Genomic DNA, 21,815 nt, shown 5'->3' with positions numbered 1-21,815 from the left:
CTACTTGAATATTAGGAGTTTTTAAATTTTATTTAATTTTTATTATTAATACTTATAAAATGTAAAGATTTAATTTTGTACTGGTTCTCCATATTTGAAATTTATTGTACAACCAACATCTTCAGAATAATAAAATTTTACTTTAACTAATTTATTTTTAATAAAGTAGTCATTGAGAATAACGGAAGTTAAGTAGACCATTTGCAAATATAATAAATGGTCTTTTATATATTAAAATTATATTTTATTTGTTGTAAATTATTGTAAATATTTGAGAACTTCTTAAAATAATAATAAAAATTCTCCTTATTTTCAAATTTATTACCAAAAGTTTTATAAAATTTTTGTTTAATTCATCCATTTAGACTTTCGGTTGGTGCATTATGTTTAAAGCCTTTTTTAGACATAGAATGAACTATAAAATCATTTTCATTTACATAGTTAAAAATAAGCTCATTAGCAAAGGCAGAACCTCTATCAGATTGTATTATCTTTTGATTTGCTTTTTCAATGGCATAGTTATTTGTTTCTTTAAAAACAGATAATGCACTATTTGAATTTTCACTTTTATCAAAACTATAACTAACTATAGTTCTTTTTTCTCAATCATATGATATTAAACAATTAATTTTACTTCTGTTTTTTCCATTATTTAAAAATATCTTAAAGTTTGTTCCATCCATACCAATTATATTTGGTCGACTATAATTCATTTCCACCAAGTCTTCTCTAACATAGATATTATGTTTTTTTGATTCTGATTTCTTAACACTACGTTTCTTTCTACTTGGATTATTTAATATTCATGGATGATCTACTCTAATTTTTCTAATCATTTTTTCAGATACTTTTACGCCTTTATTTACATAAATTCACTTACTTATTAAATTTGCGCCGCTTGCTAAACTATTATTTTTTAGATTATAGTCTATTATTAGTTTTTTGGCTATTGTATATTTAGGACTATTAAAATTTGGTAAATCATTAAAATATAGACCATTTTTAAATATAATTATTGGGTTCTCTAAATTATTTTTTAGTTTAAACTTAGAAAATGTATTTTTATGAATTTTAAAATAACTAATTAATCTATTAGTCCCCATACCATGCTTAGCAATAAAATAATATATTTGACAGCATGCATAATGTTTATAAGCTTTTGTTGCCATTATCATTATCTTGTCCTTCTTGCTCATCTTCAACATGTTCAACATTATAGTTGCTGTGCAAGAAGGTATGGACTTTTCCAAAATTTCTTTACTTGCCATTGCTAATATCTTTTCTTCTTTTTCGAACTTTAATTGTTTTTCTAAAAGTCTAATTTTTTCTTTTAAAACTTTATTTTCTTTTTCTTTTGTTTTTAAATCCTTAGATACAAATTCTTTTTTTAATTTTTTACTCATTATTTCAACTTCTTTGCATGTTTTAATTCTACTATCATAATGAGTAAGTTTACTTTTTTTATCTCAAATTCTTATTAATTGAGAACCAGCCTTAATATTCATTTCTAAAGCGATTTTATCTAAATTTTCTCCTGACCAATACCTTTTTAAGGCATTCTTTTTTAAATCTTCACTATACTTTCTAGGCATATTTTCCTTTCTAATATAAAAACCAGTTGTATATACAACTGGTCTACTTAGCTTCCTTTTTTCTCTTTTTAGATTATATTATTATTTCAAGATTTTTAGTTTATTTACAACTTTTTTTTATTATGATTTATAATCCTATAAATTAAGTTTTATTTTTTTTCTAATGAAAAATAATTATTCTACAATTGCAATATTAAATTTAGTATTAGTCCATACTCTTTTACCATTTTCTGTTCTAATAGAATAATGCAGACCATAATCTATAAATTCCCCAACTTTTATTGGTATTACATAAATATAAAATCAACCCGTTTCTCTGCCATCTTCATCTGGAGTTGAGTCTACTAAAAAATTAGGAGCATCTTCCATATGATATTTTATATCTTCCTCGTCTAATGAATAATAAAAATACTTTACCTTAAAGAATTCCTTTGAAAAATCACCATAGAAAAAACCTCATTCTCAAGGATTTTTTACTTTAATTACAAATCTTTTAGTACCTTCTTGTAGTTTAAAACTTTGGTTTTCAATTTTTTCAAACTCTGGCTCTGTTCTAGTGGGTTTTTTAGAACAAGATAATGAAAATAAGCCTAAACTAATTGTGAAAGCTAAGCTCAAGTTTTTAATAAATTTACTCATAATTTGTCTCCTTATTTATAAAAAATTTACACACTTTTGATTATTCCATCTATATAAATAGTATGACCATAATCTAATTTTCCATTTTCATTAACAAGATAGCGATATCCAGCTTTTATATGACTTTCACCCTTAGCTGTTGCTTTAAATCTTATGGTACCCTTACCTGTTCCGTTATCTAGAAAAAAAGTTTTTGATCAAGCAGGATAATCATCTGGTAGTGCATCTTGCACTTCTTCTGGATAATCTCCTGTAATAAATATAAAATCACTTAAAATATCAGGTTTTTTTGTTACACCATCATCTTCAAGAGCCATATTGTAATGACCTACACCAAAGTAAGCTCAATCTCTAGGTTGAACTATGCTAATGTCAATATATATCATTTCTCCTACTTTAACTGTTTGACTTAAATCTTTTTGAAAAAATTCCGGATATCTTTCTCCTGTATCAGAACATGATTGTATTTTTAAAGGAGCTATAATAACTGGTAAAAAACTTAAAGTTTTAAATATTTTTTTGTACATCACTTTTAAACTTTCCTTTCATAAATATTATAACTCATAAATATTTATTTTTTATATTTGTAAAAATAGTTATAAGAGATAAAGTATTTTTATTAATTTTTTCAATAAAGGCATAATCTTTTTAGAATATCTTTATACTCGTGACTTTAACCGTTTAAAATTTTTTAATTAAATAAAAAATTGTAAAATAAAAAATAATCTTGTACCAAATTTATATATAGAATTTATTAAAACCTTTTTTATTCAAAAAATAAACTCAGTATTTTATTTTGATTTTTAAAAAATTTTATATAAAGACTTTAATGAGCATTGTAAAACTTATTCTATTAAACTACTCAATAATAAATAACAAAACGAAATATATATAATCAATCAAAATAAAAAAAATAAACTAGTTAGTTTATTTTCATTTAAATATTTAAACAACTATAGATCGCTTTGTGTTTTTCTTAAATTTAATAGTATAACCTAATATTTTGCATTCTTTTTCTACATTATAATAACGCACAACATTATAGAAAAAAGCTATAAATATAAAAAAGCAAAATCAGTATTTATGTTTTATATTCTCATTGTATAAATGTACTTTTAATTTATTAATTGAGTTATTAAAAATGAATGTTTGCTGAATAATAATACTTAGAATTGCTGGTATAAAACAATACATTGTTCATTTTAAATAACTATCTGTAGTTAGTTTAAAAAAATCAAATGCTACAAAGACAACAACAATAGTTCATGTTATATATTCGATAATGCTAAAAAATATATAGTTAAAAATTATATTTTTAACTAGTATTTTTTTATCTAAATCCTCTTGATAATAACTTAACCGAGGTCAAAACAAATATAATCACTCTAATAACTCCATTTATCTCCTTAAAAATTTATTAATTAATATAATTATATATTTATAAATTCTTATTTATAATTAATAAAAGTGAAAAAACTTATAATATTATAAACAAATAGTATGATTAAAAAAGTAATAATTTTCTGTGGTTTATTTATATTAAATAAAAAAATAAGCAACTCTAAGTATTATTTTTAATTTAAGTATACCTTTTCAAATGCAAGAAAATAGCTTATATAAATAACTTTAATTAATAAATGTAATACAACAATTTTAAATAATTAAAGTTTAAAAAAATTAATCTAAAACTTCGTTAATGTTAAAAAAAATTAATTATTATTTAATTTAAATATAAAAAAATGTATAAAAAATTTTAAAATACAATTAGAATGTTGGGTGCATTATCTTTAAAATTTATATTTTTAAAGAAAACTTATAGTTTAAAAATTTATAATTAATAGTATAAACTAATATTTATATTTAATTGTAAAAAAATAACAATATTCAATACTCAAAACTGTTAAATATATATAAATGAGTGTAGAGATTTTATCAATTAAATTAGAATGAAATAAAATTAAATGAAAATTTTACTCATTTTAAAAATTATAAAAGATAAATAAACTCAGCTTATTATTTATGCAAAATAAAGTTAAAATGCAAAAATTAACTATAATACTTCAAATCAAATTTAATAAAAAAGGAAATTTATATATCAAATAATAAAATTTTTAAATATATTTAATCTTTTAATCTAATATTCTAAATAATCTTTTAAAGCCATAAATGCAGAGAATACTGCAAATGAAGGAATAATTGATGGTACAGATCATGCAGTCGCTGATAAAGTGCCCAAAAGCACCCCTACTGCAATTGAGCTATATTTATATAAATCATATCCTGCTTTAAGATACTTTCCAAGATTAAGCTCTTTTTTAAAAATATTTTCTTTAGTATCGTATTCAACTAATAATCCGTCTATTATGCCGGTTGCTATTCCAGAAGCTACTGCAACGGCTGTTGCAGCAATAGCGTTAGGAGCAAATCCAAGTCAAGAAATTGATCAATATCCTGCTGCAGCAACTGCAGCAACTGCAGTAATTGTTGTGGTTGCTGCCTTTAAACCTTTTAGTGTTTTTACAAGTTTATAGTTCTTATCAAAAGAATTTGCTGTTATAAAATTAGAAGTTTTATTTTCTAAAAAATTCTTGTTTTTATCTTTATTGTAATAATCATTAATAGAGTCGTTATTGTAATAATCATTAAAATTTGGTAGGTCTGATTTGTTTACCTTAGTTTTAAGATCTTCTATTAAATTTTCTAATTTTATATTTCCATTCTTTAGATCATTTATCAAACTTTTTGTTTTATTTTGAAAAACAGATGCTGCTGATGTAAATTCTGCATTATTTTTAATCTTAGTGCCAAAGTTAAAATTGTTATAAAAACTCTCATTTTCCAAACTTTTACTTATATCATTAATTTTGCTTTCTAATTCATTTCAATCTAAATTTTGTTTATAATTATCTCCAACACCCTTTTTAAAAAAATTTGTGTTATTAAATATATATGTCGAACCAACTACAGAAGATGCAGTAATAGTAGTTGAACCAAGGATTGCTAATAACTTTTTCATAATATCTTCCTTTCTTTTATGATTTAATATTATCATTTTCACAAAGAAAATCAATAACTTTTTAAAAAAATTAAAAAGGTAATGTTAATTCTAAATTAATGATTTTTATTTAAATTATTTTTATAAATTAAAATAACTATTAACTTATTTAAATTCTAATAAATAAACTTTTTGAAAAAGCAATATATTATATAAAAAGTTATTATTTAACTTTTCCAAAAATAAAATATTTTTATTCTTAAGTGATATTATTAAATAATTTAATTTAATTATTTTTATTTTTTTGAAAATTTAAAGTTTTCAATATTTCAAATCAAAATATTAATTTTAGAACTTGTTTATAAAAAAATATATATAGTGTATATATTTTTTAGTTTTAAGTATTATTATATTTATTTAAACTAATTAATAGTTGTTTTCTTTTGCATATTTAAAATTAATTAATAAATATATTTTAAATTATAATATATTATTTGGTTTATTTTATATTACATAGTACTCATCTAAATAATAAATATTAAAATGTTATTTATTTAATATCAAGACTTAAAAACTTATTAATAAAAAATTTTAAATATTTAATTTTGGGCTTATAATATTTTCTTTTTAATAAACTAATTATTTAGGAAATGCATAACGTTTATATACTTTTTTAAACTTTTACCTAATATAAGCTTTTTTATTTATTTTTAAAAATGCATTTTTATTTTTGTGTAGAATTTCCTTTTTAATACTAAAAGCCAATTGTATATGTGACTAATTTACTCATATTTCTCTTTAATAATAACATAAACAATAAGATGTCAAAGTATATTTTTAATTAAAATTTAGATATAATAGTTTTTATAATAAAAGAATTGCCTAAAATAAACAAAAGAAACTTAATTAAAAAAGTTGTTATAAATATTAATGTTTTTATTATTAATAAATTTATAAACAATATGCAGACATTTTTATTATCTGAATTAACATTAATTTTATATATCAAAAAAAAGTTAAAACTTTTAATAAAATTCATTAGTATACTTATAAGGATATAAATATTTCTGTAATGTAAGTTAATGAAGAAAGATTAAAAGATTTATATAATCAGAGTAAAGAATCTACAAAATCAAAAGATTCTATGAAAAGATCAATGATTAATGAAAATTATGAGAAGTATTCAGACATAATTTTTAACTGAACAATGGAATCATAATAAAATAAAAACAACTTTTCAAAAAGTTGTTTTTATTTTATATTATTTTGCTTTAAATACTCTTTTGTATCTATTAATCTTTGATTGCTACTACCTCGATATAAAATTTCAGGATCATATAAATCTTTAATAAATCTTCCATCAACTAATGTGTCAATTTCTTTTAAAATTTCAAATCGAGCTAATGTATCTTCATTATCATTTTTTTGATCTATTAATTCTTCGATAGTAAAACCTGTGTATAGTCAAATGTTTAAATTAGTTTCTTGTTTGATTCTTTTGATTAATGCTAAAATTTCTTTTGCACTAAACATTGGATCTCCCCCACTAAATGTAACTCCATTTAATAATGGATTAGATTTTAAATCATTAATAATTTGATCTTCATACTCTTTATCAAATTCTTTTCCAACTTTAAAACTTCAACTTAATAAATTATGACATCCTGGACAAGCATGTAAGCATCCAGCTACATAAATTGAATATCTTATTCCAGGTCCATCACTAATAGTTTCTTTAAATATTTTAAGTATTTTCATTTCTATTTAACTTTATGTTTAACTCTTTCTGCTTCTTCGGATTGTTTTCCTTGATTTCACCCATCAAGATCTCCAACTAAATAACCTGTAATTCTTCTTGTTCTTGAAATATCACTATTGTTACACATTGGACATTTGAAAGGAATTAAAGAAGTATAGTGACAACTTTTACATCTATCAACTGGATGATTTAAACTTCCATAATTTGTTCCATTTACTCTCATTGCATTAATTACAGATAAAACGGCATGCAGATTTTTTTTAGCTTCTCCATCAAGTTCAATATAACTTATACTTCCCCCAAGTGTAATTGGGTGATATGCAGCTTCTTTTTTAACTTTTTCAATTGCTGAAATATTATAGTAAACTGGAACGTGATTTGAATTTGTAAAGTAATCTCTTGAAGTAACTTCATCAATTGTTCCAAAAGTTTTTCTAGTAATTTTTGCCATTCTTCCTGCAACAGATTCTGCAGGAGTTGCAATAACACCATAATTTAAATGAGTTTTTGCTTTTCAATCATTAGCAACATTATTAATTTCTTGAATAACTTGTAATCCAAATTCTTGAGCTTCATCACTTTCTCCATGATGAACACCTAAAACCGCTTTTAATGCTTCAGCCAATCCAACAAAACCAACTGTTAAAGTTCCTTGTTTAAATACTTCTTCAACAAATTCGTCTTGTTCTAGATTTGCTCCTCCACTTAAAACATTGTTTTTCATTAAAAATGGAAACTCTTTTGCAACAGCACTAACTTGATATTTATAACGATCATATAATTGATCGCATACATCTTCAGAATATTGTTTAATTTTTGTAATGAATTTTTCTTTTAATTGACTAAACTTAGCTTTTTCATAATTGATTTTTTCTTCATTTAATAAACCTTCTTCACTTAACATTTCTAATGCTATGTAAGGTAAGTTTAATGATGTAAAGCTTAAGTTTCCTCTCCCAACACTTGTTTTTTCTCCATTTATATTTTCAAACACTCTTGTTCTACATCCCATTGTTGCTGGTTCATAGTATCAAGAATTTTTATCATTGGCATTTCATTTTTCATGTTGATTGTATGGTTGATCTAAAAACATAAAGTTTGGAAATAATCTTGCACTAGTAGTTCTAATAGCATCTAAGAATAAATCAAAGTTTGGTGTTTTTCAAACTGTTTTTTCTTCAAATCATTTGTCTTGACTTATACTCATTGCTTGTTTGTAACTTTCTTCATCAAAACTAACACCAGTTTTTACTTTAAAAATAACTATTGGAAAAATTGAAGTTTCTCCATTTCCAAGACCATTTCTTAATGCTTTTAATAAAGAACGAGTTACTTGTCTTCCTGCTTTTGAAGTATCAGTTCCTAAGTTAATTGATGAAAATACTACCTGGTTTCCACCTCTTGAATGTTGAGTATTTAGATTGTAGATAAAACCTTCCATTGCTTGATCTGTTTCTCTTTCAACATTGCGAATACTCATTGATCTTATTTTTTCAAAAACCTCTTGGTTAAATTTTGAGCTATTTACATGTCTTTTTACAAGTTCAAATTCAAGGTTTTTAAAAGTAATTTCTTCATCTTTTAAAAGAGCTTTTAATTTTTGACCATCTATTTTTTCATCAATAAATTCAAAGTATTGTTCAATGTTTCTTTTTAAAGCTTTTCTAAAACTTTTATTAACACCTGGTGCTAAAAAATAATCAAATGCTGGAATTGCTTGTCCTCCATGCATTTCATTTTGACAAGTTTGAAAAATAATTGCTGCTAATTCAGCATAAACACCAATTGATTGAGGTTCTCTAATTAAACCATTTCTTGTTTTAAATCCATTTTCAAAAATCTCTTGAATATTGTATTGTACGCAAGTAGCTGATTTTGTTGGATAATAGTCTAAATCATGAATATGAATTAATGATTTTTTATGTAGATCTGAATATACTGAATTTACAAGATTTTCTAAAGCAAAGTCCTTTGCTCCAATTGAAGCAAATTTCATCATTTTACCACTTGCAGTATCTCCACTCATATTAGCATTTTCATTTTTTAAATCATTGCTTTTTGTTGAAATTACTTGACTAAACTCATTCATAATATTGTTATAATTTATTTCTTTTGCACTCATTTTGATATTGCCCTCCATAAGTTAGTGAAATAAAAACTCTCAATATTGAAAATATTGAAGTTTAGATTGATGAATTGCATTAATCGTTGAAAATCGACCTGGAATTATTTTGTTTGATATTTTTAAATCATTAGCCAACCCATCTTTTTTTTATTTCAAAATTATAAAACCACATAAAAGAGAAAAAAACAAGAATAAATTTTAGAAAATTTTATATAAAAAAAATAGTTTATAGAGTTTTTTAATTCTTTTATTAGCATTGTAAAAGCTACTAAAACATATATAAAAAAACTCACTTAGAAAGCGAGTTTTTTTATATTATTAAATTTTAGTAAGTCACTAAGCTTTTAGTATCAAATTCTTTAAATAAATCTGGTTCATGCAAGAATGATAAATCTGCTAGAAAAACAATACCACCAACTTGTGCTTTATCAGCTTGAACAAGATCAACAATTGCTTTCATTGTTCCACCAGTTGCTAAAACATCATCAACAATAACAACTTTATCTTCAGGACTTAAATCGTCTTTATGAATTTGCAGATGTCCAGTTCCGTATTCAAGTGAGTATTCACGATCGTGAACTGCTCTTGGTAATTTTCCTGGTTTTCTTACTAAAACAAATCTAATTTGTGCAGCATATGCAATAGCAGAAGCAAATAGAAAACCTCTTGCTTCAGGTGCAACAACTACTGTTGCCCCTTTTTGCTTAACATATTCTACCATTTGATCCACTGCATATTTAAATGCTTCAAAGTTATTTAATAATGGTGTTATATCTTTAAACATAACTCCTTGTACAGGAAAGTCTTTAACATCCATTATGTATTTTTTTAAATCCATAGTTTGTAGTCCTCCGATTTAATTAATCGTTAATACCTTCAATAATTTGCTCTTCATGGGCAACTTTCAAGTTATTAATAAATCTTTTTCTTGATAAGTGATTTCTAATTCTTGTTTGTTCAAAAATAACTCAAACTGGTAATGCCAAGAACAATGTTATAAAGATTGAACTTACAACTCCAATAACAATACTAATACCAAATCCTGCCAAAGGAACTAAAGACATAGATAGTAATAATGAAACTATTACGTATAAGAATCCTACTAAAATTGAGCGTTTCATTCCATATTTAAATGTTTGAACCATAACTTCTTTTAAGTAGTTATTTTTCTTAGAAACTCTGTTAATTTCAATTTTGTTTGCTTTTTTAACATTTTTAAATTCTAACACTTTTTGTTGTTTGAATTTTTTGTATTCAGCATATAATTCTTTTTTCTGTGGTTTTTCTAAATCTTGTTCTTTGATTTTGATCTTAATTTCAGATTTTTTCATAAACAATTCATTTTTTAAATCTCTTCTAGCATTTTTAATATTTACTAAGAATTCAATTTCTTGTTTAAAGTAGTTATACATACTTTTTTCATCTTTGTTAGCAATTAAACTTCTTGATTTTCCAAATACAATAAACATTGTAAAACAAGAAAATACAATTACAGCAGCGACTGCTATTAATGAACTCATACCAACTGGTAAATATAATCCAACAATTACTCCAACAGTTAATACTGGTGCTAAGAGGATTCCAATTACCATAGCAATATAGTATGTTCATTTAAATCTAATAAAGATATAAATTATTAACGCAAGCACAATTGTTAAGATTCCATATGCCATTTGAATTGACATATCAACAATTGATGATGGTTTAATACGTTTTGAAATAAATCCTCCATTAGCATTTATTTCTTGTTCTTTTGTAAATCCTCCAACCTCAGCAAAAACATTTTTAACTGTAAATGATTGAGTGTTGTCAGTAGTAATTACAGAAAGTGTTACTCATGGAACTTCATCTGCAGCTGCACTAGAAACATAATTGTAATTTGTTCCATAACTTACATAATAGTTATGATTTTGATAACTTCTTGATCCAGCTGAGTTTGTAACTGCATTTACATAATCTGGATTTGAAAATACTATGTCTAAGAATTTATAAACAATGATTGCTGTTTTTTCTCTTTTTTGAGAATCATTCAATGAGCTGTAATCTGCTTGCTCATCACTTACCATTTTTGAAACTTTATCTTTAAGTTCTTGGTTGTCGATTGATTTTGATGAGAATGATTCAATCCCATTATACATAGCTTCTAGTTTTGATCCTCACATTGTGTATTCTGTACGATTACCAAATGTTGAATCATAGTTTGGTTTAAATAATCCCCCCACTAAACCAGAAACTGCTGCAAAAATAAGCATGATGAATAAGATTATGAATGAACCAGTTTTAATTGATTTTTCATATTTTTTAACTTTAACTTTACCTTCAGTTTGTAAAATAATTTCACTTTCTTCAGTAAGAATGTCATCGGTTTTATCTTCTAAAATGTATTTATATTCATTGATTTTTAAATCAATTTTTAAAATTTTGTTTGCTTTTTTAGGATTGCTTGCTAATTTAGTTTTTAATTGTTCAAGTGCATTAATTCTTGCAAGCACTTTTTCTTGATATTTAGCATTTAATTTTGCTTGTTTAATTTCTTCTTTTTCTTCATAAAGCTTAATTTTATTTTGACAAGCTTCTAATTTAGAAATTAAATTACTTACATCAAGACCTTTTGCTTTGTTTTTTTCAATTTTATTTTCTAAGTTTCTAATTTTGTAGTTTAACAATATTTTTCCTTGATTTGCAAAATCAGTGTTTAAAGCAAATAATTTTGGTCGATTGTTAAACATATTTGAAAAGACTGCAAACTTATTCAGAATTGTTGCAAAAATTAGTGATAATACAAACGAGAAGATAACTCCCATTAAAATAATAATTGCAAATGATTGAATTGAGTTTGATGCAATTCAAAACATTGATATTGCAGGAATAACAAGAGCAACTAAAACGTCAACTGCTAATCCGATGTTTTCTTTAATTGAAATATTGTAACTTGTTTTAATACTTCGCTGCTTCAAGTAGAAGTTAAATTTCATATTCTCAAAAATCATCGAAAAGATTTCTAAGTTAATTGAAATAATAATAACTATTGCAATGATTGCTTCTACTCCAAGAGTTAGACCAAATCATGTTGTTGACATCAATGTAAGGGATGCAATCGCTAGGATAACAACAATCATAAATAGTCCTAAAATTCTGTACATAAACATTGCATAAATCAATAATCCAAGAGCAACTACTCCTAAGAAAATTAATGCAAGTGATAACATTAAGCTTGTAATTGAAGGGTTTACTTGTGAGATATTGTTAACTGTAAAAATAAATCCTTTTGTTGAAGCGTTGAAAACTGATGCTCCAATTCTTGCTGTTGATTCTGGTTGATTTGCAAAAATAATTTTTAAACTATTTGTTGTGTTATCTACATATGCATATGATGCATTTGTAACATTTCCATAAACTGTACCTGCATATAAGAAATATGCATTAAGTTTATTTGCCATTTTTTTCTCATTATTTAAAACAGTTACATATTGATTTTTTCAAAATGAACCAATTGAACCATTTAACGCTTTAAAAACATCAGCTAATTTTCCTAATTGAACTGTTGCCCCTTGTCTGTTGTATCCTTCAATTGGACTTGCATATTTTGCATCAGTTCCGTTAAAGTCTTCAGATTTTGAGTTAGGATCATAAACATATTTTGAAGTATCAGATAAGAATTCAAAATGATTTTGAATATATTCTTCAAAGTTTTCTCTGGTTACATCTGGGTTAAGTAAGTTAACAGAGATATATCTTTCATATCCCCCTGTATCAACTGATTTATATCTTCCAGCAAATAAATCGTCAAGTGCTTTTTTTTGAATATCAGTTGTGTTTGAGTCATTATATTTAATTCTTAAAGGTTCAATAATGTTTGTAAAGTAACTATCAACATTTTCTCTATTGTTATCTTTATTTACAGAAGCATAAAAGTTTCTTAAATCATTATAAAATCCATCAGCATCAATCATCAACTCCATGTTGATTGAAGTTTTTTGTTCAGTAAACATTGATGAGAATTTAGACCCATTTAATTTAAATTCAATAGCAGGGTTTTTTGCACTTGCTGTTGTAACTGTTGTTACTTGTGCTCCTGAAAAATAATCATTAATTCCTGAACGAGTAACTTTTCCATCTTTATCAATTTCTAACTGCAAATCTTCATAGTTTTCATTTAGAAGGATAGCTCCACCATTTCTTTGAATTTGATTTCTAAATTGAGTTTGACTATCATATGCATCAATTGGAGATAGAACTTTTAAATAGTTGTCTCCAGCAGTTTCAATAATTATTTGATTTGTCCCCATTGGATTAAGACGTTGTTCTAGAACACTGGCTGCATCTGCTGCTTTACCATTTGGTTGTCCATTAGCAGTTTCTTTTTCATTGGCATTATTTACAGCAACTAAAGCTGAATAATAGCCTTTAATATCACTACCTAAACGATAATTATCCAAGAAATTTTGAGAAGAGAAAAATATCCCTACAAAAAGTGAGGCCAATAATACAAATACAATAAAAACCCTTCAGATTTTTATGCTATCTTGTCTTTTTTTTGGCGATTTATCTTTCACCCTTAATCACTTATCCCTCTAATATTTGTTTTAAATCCATTTCAATTGTACTAGATTCATCTTTGATTGTTTCATAATTTAAATATTCAAATAATTTGTTGATCTTGATATTCATTATATAAAATGACGCGTCATTAACATCCCTTATCCTATTGTTTTTTAAAATAACATTACTAATGTAATTGTAGAGATTTTCAATTGTAACTTGCCTTATTTGAAGTCTAATTTCAAGAAGCTTCAATTCCAGCATTTGATAGATTACTTTTTCTAAATTTACTTCTCTCATACAATCACCGTACTAGAATATTATACAAAAAAAAACCAATAAAACTACTTTTTATTGATTTTTTTTACTTTTTTTTACAATTTTACGTGAACTTTTCTTTTGGTCTTTATTATATCTAACAATAGCAATTTGCCTGATTTTTTCAATTTCGCTTTCATCAGACTTGATTTTGCGCAAGATAATGTCACGTTCATCGTTTTGTTTAACATCATAATTAAACAATCCTTTAACAACTTTAGTTTTAATCACATTGATTTTGACTCCTGGATCAATTAAAAAGATGTCTTTTTCCATTAAGTCTCAATTCAAAATACTCATAGCAACCATTATAACTGAACGATGCAAATAGTTGTGATTGATTCTATTTGTTCCATCTCAAGTAACAATATCATTTTGATACCCTTTATCTAATAAAAGTTTATTTATTTCTTTAGGTTTATTAGTTGTTATTAAGTAAGTTCTCACTTTATATTTTGGATAAAGTGCATTAGTTGTGATTGAAGCTGCTAAAACAAGACCAATTGAAGCAAACAATGATGGACCAAAAATAAATCCAAGTTTTGCTAAAACTTTTAATCCAAGTGGTAATGTTTCTCCATAACCAATTTTACTTACATATTCACATAAATATTTATAAGCTGCATTAACATCAAATGGATATTGCTCTCCTGAAATTGTTTTTGTTTCAAAGTTTTTTAAAATTTGAGTTAATAACTCTTCTCAACGATGATCACCATAATATTGATTCATATTATCATAATTATAAATACCCATATTAGCTGCAAAGACAGAATCAAGTCGACCATTTAAAATAGCCCCTCTGTTATTTGTAAGAGCATAACGTAGCATCGATTCTAATAAACTGTAATTATCACTAGAATAATAACCATTCATTGCTTCATCTAATCCAATATTGTTTAAAATATTGTTTTTAATGTCCGCATTTATCATTTCCATAGGTAAAATTGTTGTGTTTAAAGTGATAACTATTCCTAAAATTACAAAGTTAACATTTCTATTAATACTTCCAATTGATTTGTTTTTTTTCTTTGATCAATACATAGAAATAAAATCAAATCCTCCAGTTGAAGAACCAATTTTATATACCATTGAATAACTAACACCTAGTAAAATTCCTCCAATAACTCCAAAAACAAATAATCATATTCCTGCATTTCATGAATTAGGAATTTGGTGGAGTAATTGATAATTTACAATAAAATGAAATTGAGTTGGATTAATATAAGGGATTACTTGTGCTGTTTGGTCAAAACAAATTTGAATCAAAACAAAGATAAAAGTTGTAATTGTAAATTTTTTTCCTAATTTTAAAAAACCAAAAATGAACAAAGGAATATTAATAATAAAATAATAAATAAAATAAAATGAACTTTGTAAAGCAACATTATCACTAAAAGTTAAGATCGCAAGAAATCTTGCCATTGCTCCAAGTCCAGCAGGAAACAATCCACTTCTCCCTGTCACAGAGATAAAGTAGTCAAAAGCAATTGTAATTATAAAAGCTGCTAAAACTAGTTTACCCATATCTTTTAAAAATTTTGATTTAAAGTATGATTGAACTAATAATTGTTGTTCTCTTTGAGACATTATTTTGTTTTCAAAATGACTAAAGTCTCTACTTTTAGAGGTTTTTTTTGCTGTTTTTATTTCTTCTTTTGTATAATTTTGTTCAACAGAAGACAAAGTTTGGTCTAAATCTTCTAAAAAAGCTTTTTTTTCGTTATTTTCCACTTTGCCCTCCCTATCAATATCAATAATGTATTTTTATTTTAACAAAACATATTTAAAAAAATACAAGTATTTACTTATTTAATTATTATTTATCATAATCATCGCGATTTTTTTTCACACTTGCTAAAAGTGAACCAAAAATGTTTTCAGTTTTTCTTCTTTCTCTTTGACGTTTTAAAATAAGCTCTCTTAATACATCAGAATCATATTCAGACTTTCCTTTTTTTTGAGCATTTTTGATAATTTCTTGTTCAGGTATTTCCTCTGGATCTCTTCACATAACTGATTCCAGTGTTTCAGTTTTTTGTCTTGCTTGAAAAATAATTTGTTGTAAATCTTTTTTTCCTACTTTTTCATTTTCTGACAATCCTACATAACTTTTAATTTTTTCAACCTTTTTTTTCTCTTTTTTGACTGGCTTTACCAATTCAACTTCTGCTAAATCAAGTAGTGTTTCGAAAGCTAATTCTGCAGAAATATCTGCATCAGTTGAGACTAAATCTTTATCTTTTCTACCTCTATTTCTATCATTTTTATTCATTCAATCACCTTCTAGTTGCTTTGATAATAACAAACAAAAATAAAAAAAACCACTTTTCATTGTGGTTTCTTTTATTAATTTTAATCTTCTTTTGCTTTCAAACGTACTGTAACTTTGAATGAACCAACTTTAAGTGGATCGTAGTCATTTCTAACAATATCAACAACAGTAAATTGTTTTTGTGCTCCTGCATTGTAACTATCAAATACAATTGGTGAGTTAACTTTTGATTTTGTTGTAATAAACACAGGAACTTTTACTGCTCCTAATGATGGTAATTTAACAAGAACTACAATTTTTTCAAATGGAGATTCTACCTCTGCTAATGCTTCATTTAAAAATTTAGAGAATTCCCCTGCTACTAGAGCAGCACCTTTTTGTCTATCTTCAACAAATTCATGAGTTGCATTGTTACTGATGTAGAATGTAACTGCTGAGTCACAAGCTACTAGTAAGTGTTTTTTAGCAACTGTTGCACCGTCAAATGCGTATGAAGATTTGTCTTGTGAACGATCAGCAATAACTTTAGCAATATTTTTAGCAACATCTTCGATTGTGTAATGTTTAACTGATTTTACATCGTATTTTGCTGATTTATTTCATAGTAATTCGTCTTCGTTAACGTGAACATTTTGTAAGAATAGAATTTTACGTAATCATTTTTTTGGAGCATTTTTTCACTCGTCTTCTCCTAAAATGATTTTTGAAGGACCTTCGTCTTCAATTTTTGGTTTCATAACTTCAACGATGTCTAATGCTTCAGGTTTTAAGCTTTTTTTGTCAACCATCATAATTGAAGGTCCCATTCCTGAAATCAATGACACAGCATCTTTTTTAAATCTTGAAACTCAAGCGTCATGTTCTAATTCTCATAATTCGTTAATAATTTCTAATTCATCATTTGTGTTTTTTGTAAAGTCAATGATGTATTTTGATGATAGTAAGTTGAATAATCTTCCCACTAAGTATTTTAAAGTGTTTGATGTTTCATAAATTTTGAATTTATGTAGTGGATCATTATCTCATGGTGATAATGCATTGTTGTACATAATTTTTAATGAAACAAAGTTAACTGATGATTTTTTAGCAACTTGAGCAAGTGCTCCTGCTTCTGTATCAATTACGTCAATTGTTTGTCCGTATTTGTCAACCATTTCTTTAAATTGTTTTGAATTATAAATTAACATATCAGCTGTACCAACAATACCATCTGAAACACCTAATTTAAAGTTTTTCATTTGTGTTACAAATTCATTGTTAAATGAAAATGCTTCTGGTCATGCACGATTTGTCCATATTTAATATCTTTGAAAACTGTCAAGTCAGCATCTCTGTAAATGAATTTTGTTGACATTACAGTGTCAGTTGTATCAAACTTATCATTTGTTGATAAAGCTAGGTCAATATTTAAAACTGTTTCTAGAGTTGGATATTCTTCCATTAAGTAAGTGATTGCCATAGCAGCATTTGCTTTTCCATAACCGATTGTAGCAATTATGAAAAATTTACCTTTAAACTTAACGTGTTGAATAACCATATTTCTTCATCAGTATTTTTTTACAGTTTTAATTCCGGGACGGTCTTTAACTGTAAAGTAAGCTGTCGAAATCATTCCGATCATTCTTGTGTCACCTCTTGTTTTTGCTTTCTACCCTTTACTATATGTGAGTACACACTTCATAAAGATTAAATATATTATACTAGAAAAAAATCATTTACTAAATTTTTTTTTTGACTATTTTAAGTATGATTAAAATTTGCAAAAATTAAAAGACCAAAATTTTGGTCTTTGATTTTTTTAGTCAGTTTTTAAAACTTCTAAAAATATGATTGTCTCAACTTCAGCTGTTGCTCGAAAAACTTTTCCCATGTGAATAACATATTCTTGGTCAACAGAATTTATCATTAAGCTGATTTCTCGATTTTCTATTTTTCCAAAAAAGCTTGTTACTGTTAATAATTTTTCTACTAGACTTTTTGTAAAAAATATTGGATCGGCATTTGTCAATACTCCATACTCTAATCGATTGATGTGTCCTGTTCCTGAAATTCTTCCGTCAATGATTGTATACTCACGAGTAGCATTAGTTATTCCTTCAACTATCTCTTCGCCCTTATCAAAATACAACATTAAATATTGACCTTTTTCTCTAACTTCCATTTCTCAATTCCTCTACATTTGACCTGATAAAATTTTTTGTCTTTTTTGTTCAAGCTCTCTTGCCTTTTGTTTTGCTTTTTCCAACTTTTTAGCTTTTGGACTATCAAGGTGTTTTTCTCTAAATCGTTTTTTATCTCTAACAGTATTTAAGTCTTTGATTTGTTCATCACGGTATGCAAGTTCTTCTTCTTTTAATTCTCTTAAATCTCTTAAAGTATCATTTAAAGATTTTACAACTTGTTGAGTTGCATATGGATCGTTGGGATCATAATACATAACATTATCAAAAACATCTTGCGTTTCTAAATTTGGCATAGTTCCAATTACTAGTGAGTGAAAGCGATTGTAGTTATCTTTCAAGTTTGCTATTTTTACTCTAGTGTCATCTGGAAGTGAATCCATCATAAAATCAGATATCATTAAAAGATCTGCTCTTTTAAAATCTTCACTATTCATTTTATCAATCACTTTTTCAAAAGCAGGTTTAGCATTAGTTCTTCCATAAAAAGATTTAGCTAAAAACTCAAGCATCTTTTTAATGTTAACGTGTAATCCATTAATTACAAATTCATCAACATCATTATTAGCAAAATTGAAAAAGACTAAATCTCGACTTTCTTTTAAAGCTACTTTGGCAACTGCTATTGAAAGAGCTTTGGCAATATATTCACCTGCTCCTTCCATTGAACTTGAAGTGTCAATACAAATTATAAACTTACCTTGTTCTAATGGAATGGGTGCTTCATACTCAACTTCTTCAACATCATGTTCAATGACAGTTTCTTTTGATTCAAATAAAAATGATTGTAATTGTGATTCAACATATTTTTTATAAAAGACAATTTCAAGATCATCATCAAATAGATTGGCCAACTCCATTGGCATAAGTCTTTCAATATCTTTTGAAATTGTAACTCCAACCAACTCTTCAGGGTTGATTGGTAATTTTTCTTGAGTTGGGTAAGTGACAATTTGTTCAGTAATATTTACTTCCATCAAATCATCTTCACCATTTAATCTTCCAAGTAATTCTGCAATTCTTAAGATACTTGGGTCTTTATATAAAAATTCTGCAAACCTAGAAATAGATTCAATGTTTTGATTTTTAAGTTCATCATCAACTTCTGCAATTTTTCCAAAAACATCATACATTGTTTTATAGATTTTTGCATACTTACCATAATTTTTTATTAAAGAATAAATTTCAACTAAATAGTTATATCGCAAATCTTCAACTGTTTTTAGACGAAAGTCTAAAATTCTTTTGGTTAACATAAAAGTTCAAGTTTTGAAAAAATCAGTATATCAATCTCGACCTTTAAGTTCAAAATATCCATTGTCAATTTTTCAACTCATTGTATCAATATAAGTTGCGAATGGAGAATCAAACTCCTTCAATTTATTTTTAATCAAGTCTAAGTTTTTTGCAAAATCTACTTCATCAAATTTTTCAGACACATAGTTGTAATAAACAATTTCTTTTCTGATTGGTTCAGGTAAAGTAATTTGTTTGATGGTTGATAAATTTGATGCACTATAAAAATTATTAATTTTGTCATCTAATTGTTCAGCTGCATATTCATGATTCTTTTTAAATAAAAGAAAGTCAATATTATGCTTATCTTTTTGTCTTAATTTTTCAAGCTCACGTTTAATTTCGTTAACCGGTTCGAAATCGTTAAGATCTTTTGCCATAATACTCACCTTCTTTTAAAATATTTAACCTAAGAAATCTGGAAGATCAATTGCTCCAGGTCCATTTTCTGGACTGTCATAATCATCAACTGGTTGTGCTGCTTGACCCATCATCACTGGTTGGTCAAAGTTTTGATCAACTGGTGCGTCATATTCAATTGGTGCATCAACTTCAGGTTGAGAAATAGTTGCTTTCTTTTTAGTTACTGTGTCAAATGCTTCTGCAATTTTTTCATTATAAATATCTTCAAAAAACACACAATTCATTTTTGTATATTTTTTATATTCTTTAAACATTTTGGCACTAACTTCTTTTACTTTTTGTTCAATCTCTTCAACTTGTTTTGCAACACTAACCATTTGATTGTTGAACTCTCCAGGATTGTCATTTTGAATCAAGTACTTTTTATTTTCTTTAACAAATAAAATTTGATCTGACTTGTAAGCTTTTACTTTTGTAGTTTGAGTTCCCCCATACTTGTTAATGTTAGGTCCAAAGTGAAGATCTATATCAAATGCTTCACTTGGTAAATTATTAATTTTGTTTCAATCAGCTGCAGAGATAAAACAAGTTTGATAGTTTGATCCACCATCTGTAAAGTTGATCAAGTAATATGTTCCTTTAAGTTGACCTCTAAATGGAGAATCATAAGGAGTTAATCTCAAGTACTGAGCTTCAACTTGTCCAATTTGAGCATTCATTGAATCTAATTGGTTTAATAAATTTCTTTTTTCATTTCTTCATTCTAATCCAAATTGTTCTAGAAAAGCTTTGTAAAAGATTTTTGTATATTCTTTTTCTTGTTCTTCATCATCTCAAATACAATATGGAATTACAAATAAGTCAGGGATATCAGTTTCTGCTCTACCATTGTAAAATGCACTTGTTTTAATTAACCCAGCAATTTTTTTTCATCTTCTATCAGAAATATAAGCTTCTCCATTTGTATCAAGTTGCATTTTTTTTCTAAAGTAATGAATGAAGTCTAAACAACGACGACTCATTTTGACACTTCTTGATTGTTTTTTTCATGCTTCAAGTTCTTCGATTGAAATTTGTAACTCTGGATCAATATCAACATCAAGTGATGAATCTCCATCTAGTAATTGATCAAAGTTTTTTTCATCTTTTAATCCTTCAGCAATAAATCTAATAATGAAACGGTCAAACAAGGCTTCAAGTCCTTCACCTTCAGCTGGTAATTCGTTTGATGCAGAGATTAATAACTTCAATGGAACTTTAATATCTTTTCCACCATTTCTAAAAATCTTTTCATTAATAATTGTTAGCAAAGTATTTTGAATACTTGGTCCAGCTTTTCAAATCTCATCTAAAAATCCAATGTTAGCTGATGGTAAGTATCCTTCAATAACTCTAATATATTTTCCTTCTTTTAAGTGTCTTAAATCAATTGGACCATAAATTTCTTCTGGAGTTGAGAATTTACTCATCAAGTATTCAAAGTTAGATCCATTTTTGATTGCAAATTTCATCCTACGTGAAATTAGTGATTTAGCAATTCCAGGTTTACCTAGTAAGAAAATTGATTCTTCACCAAGTAAAGCTAACATAGCTAATCTAAAAATAGTCTCTTTTTCATAAACTTGATAACTAATTGCATCAATTAGTTGTTTTATTCTTTCAGTTAGTTGCATAATGTATTACCCCTTTTTATCAACTAAATTAATTATAAACAAAAGCACTGCAAATAAC

Annotated in this window: 14 protein-coding genes and 1 pseudogene; all 15 read right to left on the bottom strand. The window is 25.9% G+C overall.

Translation table 4 applies throughout. The features are described 5' to 3' along the window. Window positions 1-224: 224 nt before the first annotated feature. A complete protein-coding gene (locus SHELI_RS02100) occupies window positions 225-1,592 on the bottom strand; it encodes a hypothetical protein (protein WP_069116225.1) in 1,368 nt (455 codons plus the stop codon). A 174-nt stretch (window positions 1,593-1,766) separates the two neighbouring features. After that, complete coding sequence (locus SHELI_RS02095) at window positions 1,767-2,231, bottom strand: hypothetical protein (RefSeq protein WP_069116223.1); 465 nt, start codon at window positions 2,229-2,231, stop codon at window positions 1,767-1,769. A gap of 26 nt (window positions 2,232-2,257) precedes the next feature. Further along, on the bottom strand, window positions 2,258-2,758 hold the full coding sequence (locus tag SHELI_RS02090) for a hypothetical protein (RefSeq protein ID WP_069116222.1): 501 nt from the start codon (window positions 2,756-2,758) through the stop codon (window positions 2,258-2,260). Between the two features lie 1,607 nt (window positions 2,759-4,365). Further along, window positions 4,366-5,247: a lipoprotein gene (locus tag SHELI_RS02080; RefSeq protein WP_069116218.1), complete on the bottom strand. Its 882-nt coding sequence runs from the start codon at window positions 5,245-5,247 to the stop codon at window positions 4,366-4,368. A gap of 1,230 nt (window positions 5,248-6,477) precedes the next feature. Continuing rightward, window positions 6,478-6,984, bottom strand: a complete 507-nt coding sequence (nrdG, locus tag SHELI_RS02075; protein ID WP_069116216.1) for an anaerobic ribonucleoside-triphosphate reductase activating protein — start codon at window positions 6,982-6,984, stop codon at window positions 6,478-6,480. Window positions 6,985-6,986: 2 nt separating this feature from the next. After that, the gene (locus SHELI_RS02070; RefSeq protein WP_198146106.1) at window positions 6,987-9,107 is read right to left on the bottom strand and encodes an anaerobic ribonucleoside triphosphate reductase; all 2,121 of its coding nucleotides are present in this window, start codon (window positions 9,105-9,107) and stop codon (window positions 6,987-6,989) included. 328 nt (window positions 9,108-9,435) lie between these two features. After that, window positions 9,436-9,948 (bottom strand): adenine phosphoribosyltransferase, encoded by a 513-nt coding sequence (locus SHELI_RS02065; RefSeq protein ID WP_069116213.1) that lies wholly within the window; start codon window positions 9,946-9,948, stop codon window positions 9,436-9,438. A 22-nt stretch (window positions 9,949-9,970) separates the two neighbouring features. Further along, the gene (locus SHELI_RS02060; RefSeq protein WP_069116211.1) at window positions 9,971-13,666 is read right to left on the bottom strand and encodes a protein translocase SecDF, variant type; all 3,696 of its coding nucleotides are present in this window, start codon (window positions 13,664-13,666) and stop codon (window positions 9,971-9,973) included. 10 nt (window positions 13,667-13,676) lie between these two features. Then, a complete protein-coding gene (locus tag SHELI_RS02055; RefSeq protein ID WP_069116209.1) occupies window positions 13,677-13,952 on the bottom strand; it encodes a hypothetical protein in 276 nt (91 codons plus the stop codon). 51 nt (window positions 13,953-14,003) lie between these two features. Next, the gene (locus SHELI_RS02050; protein WP_069116207.1) at window positions 14,004-15,704 is read right to left on the bottom strand and encodes a YitT family ABC transporter; all 1,701 of its coding nucleotides are present in this window, start codon (window positions 15,702-15,704) and stop codon (window positions 14,004-14,006) included. A gap of 85 nt (window positions 15,705-15,789) precedes the next feature. Further along, entirely contained in the window at window positions 15,790-16,305 is a 516-nt protein-coding gene (locus tag SHELI_RS02045; protein WP_069116206.1) for a hypothetical protein, read from the bottom strand. A gap of 20 nt (window positions 16,306-16,325) precedes the next feature. Then, window positions 16,326-17,857 (bottom strand): annotated as a pseudogene (fib, locus tag SHELI_RS02040) (cytoskeletal motor fibril protein Fib). 186 nt (window positions 17,858-18,043) lie between these two features. Further along, entirely contained in the window at window positions 18,044-18,406 is a 363-nt protein-coding gene (locus SHELI_RS02035; protein WP_069116205.1) for a PCC domain-containing protein, read from the bottom strand. 12 nt (window positions 18,407-18,418) lie between these two features. Further along, the gene (locus tag SHELI_RS02030) at window positions 18,419-20,101 is read right to left on the bottom strand and encodes a vWA domain-containing protein (protein WP_069116203.1); all 1,683 of its coding nucleotides are present in this window, start codon (window positions 20,099-20,101) and stop codon (window positions 18,419-18,421) included. Between the two features lie 24 nt (window positions 20,102-20,125). Next, a complete protein-coding gene (locus SHELI_RS02025; protein ID WP_069116201.1) occupies window positions 20,126-21,757 on the bottom strand; it encodes an AAA family ATPase in 1,632 nt (543 codons plus the stop codon). Between the last annotated feature and the right edge of the window lie 58 nt (window positions 21,758-21,815).

It is taken from the genome of Spiroplasma helicoides (assembly GCF_001715535.1).
In the GTDB taxonomy this organism is placed as follows: Bacteria; Bacillota_I; Bacilli_A; order Mycoplasmatales; family Mycoplasmataceae; genus Spiroplasma_A; species Spiroplasma_A helicoides.
This window is presented reverse-complemented; position numbering and strand designations above follow the sequence as displayed.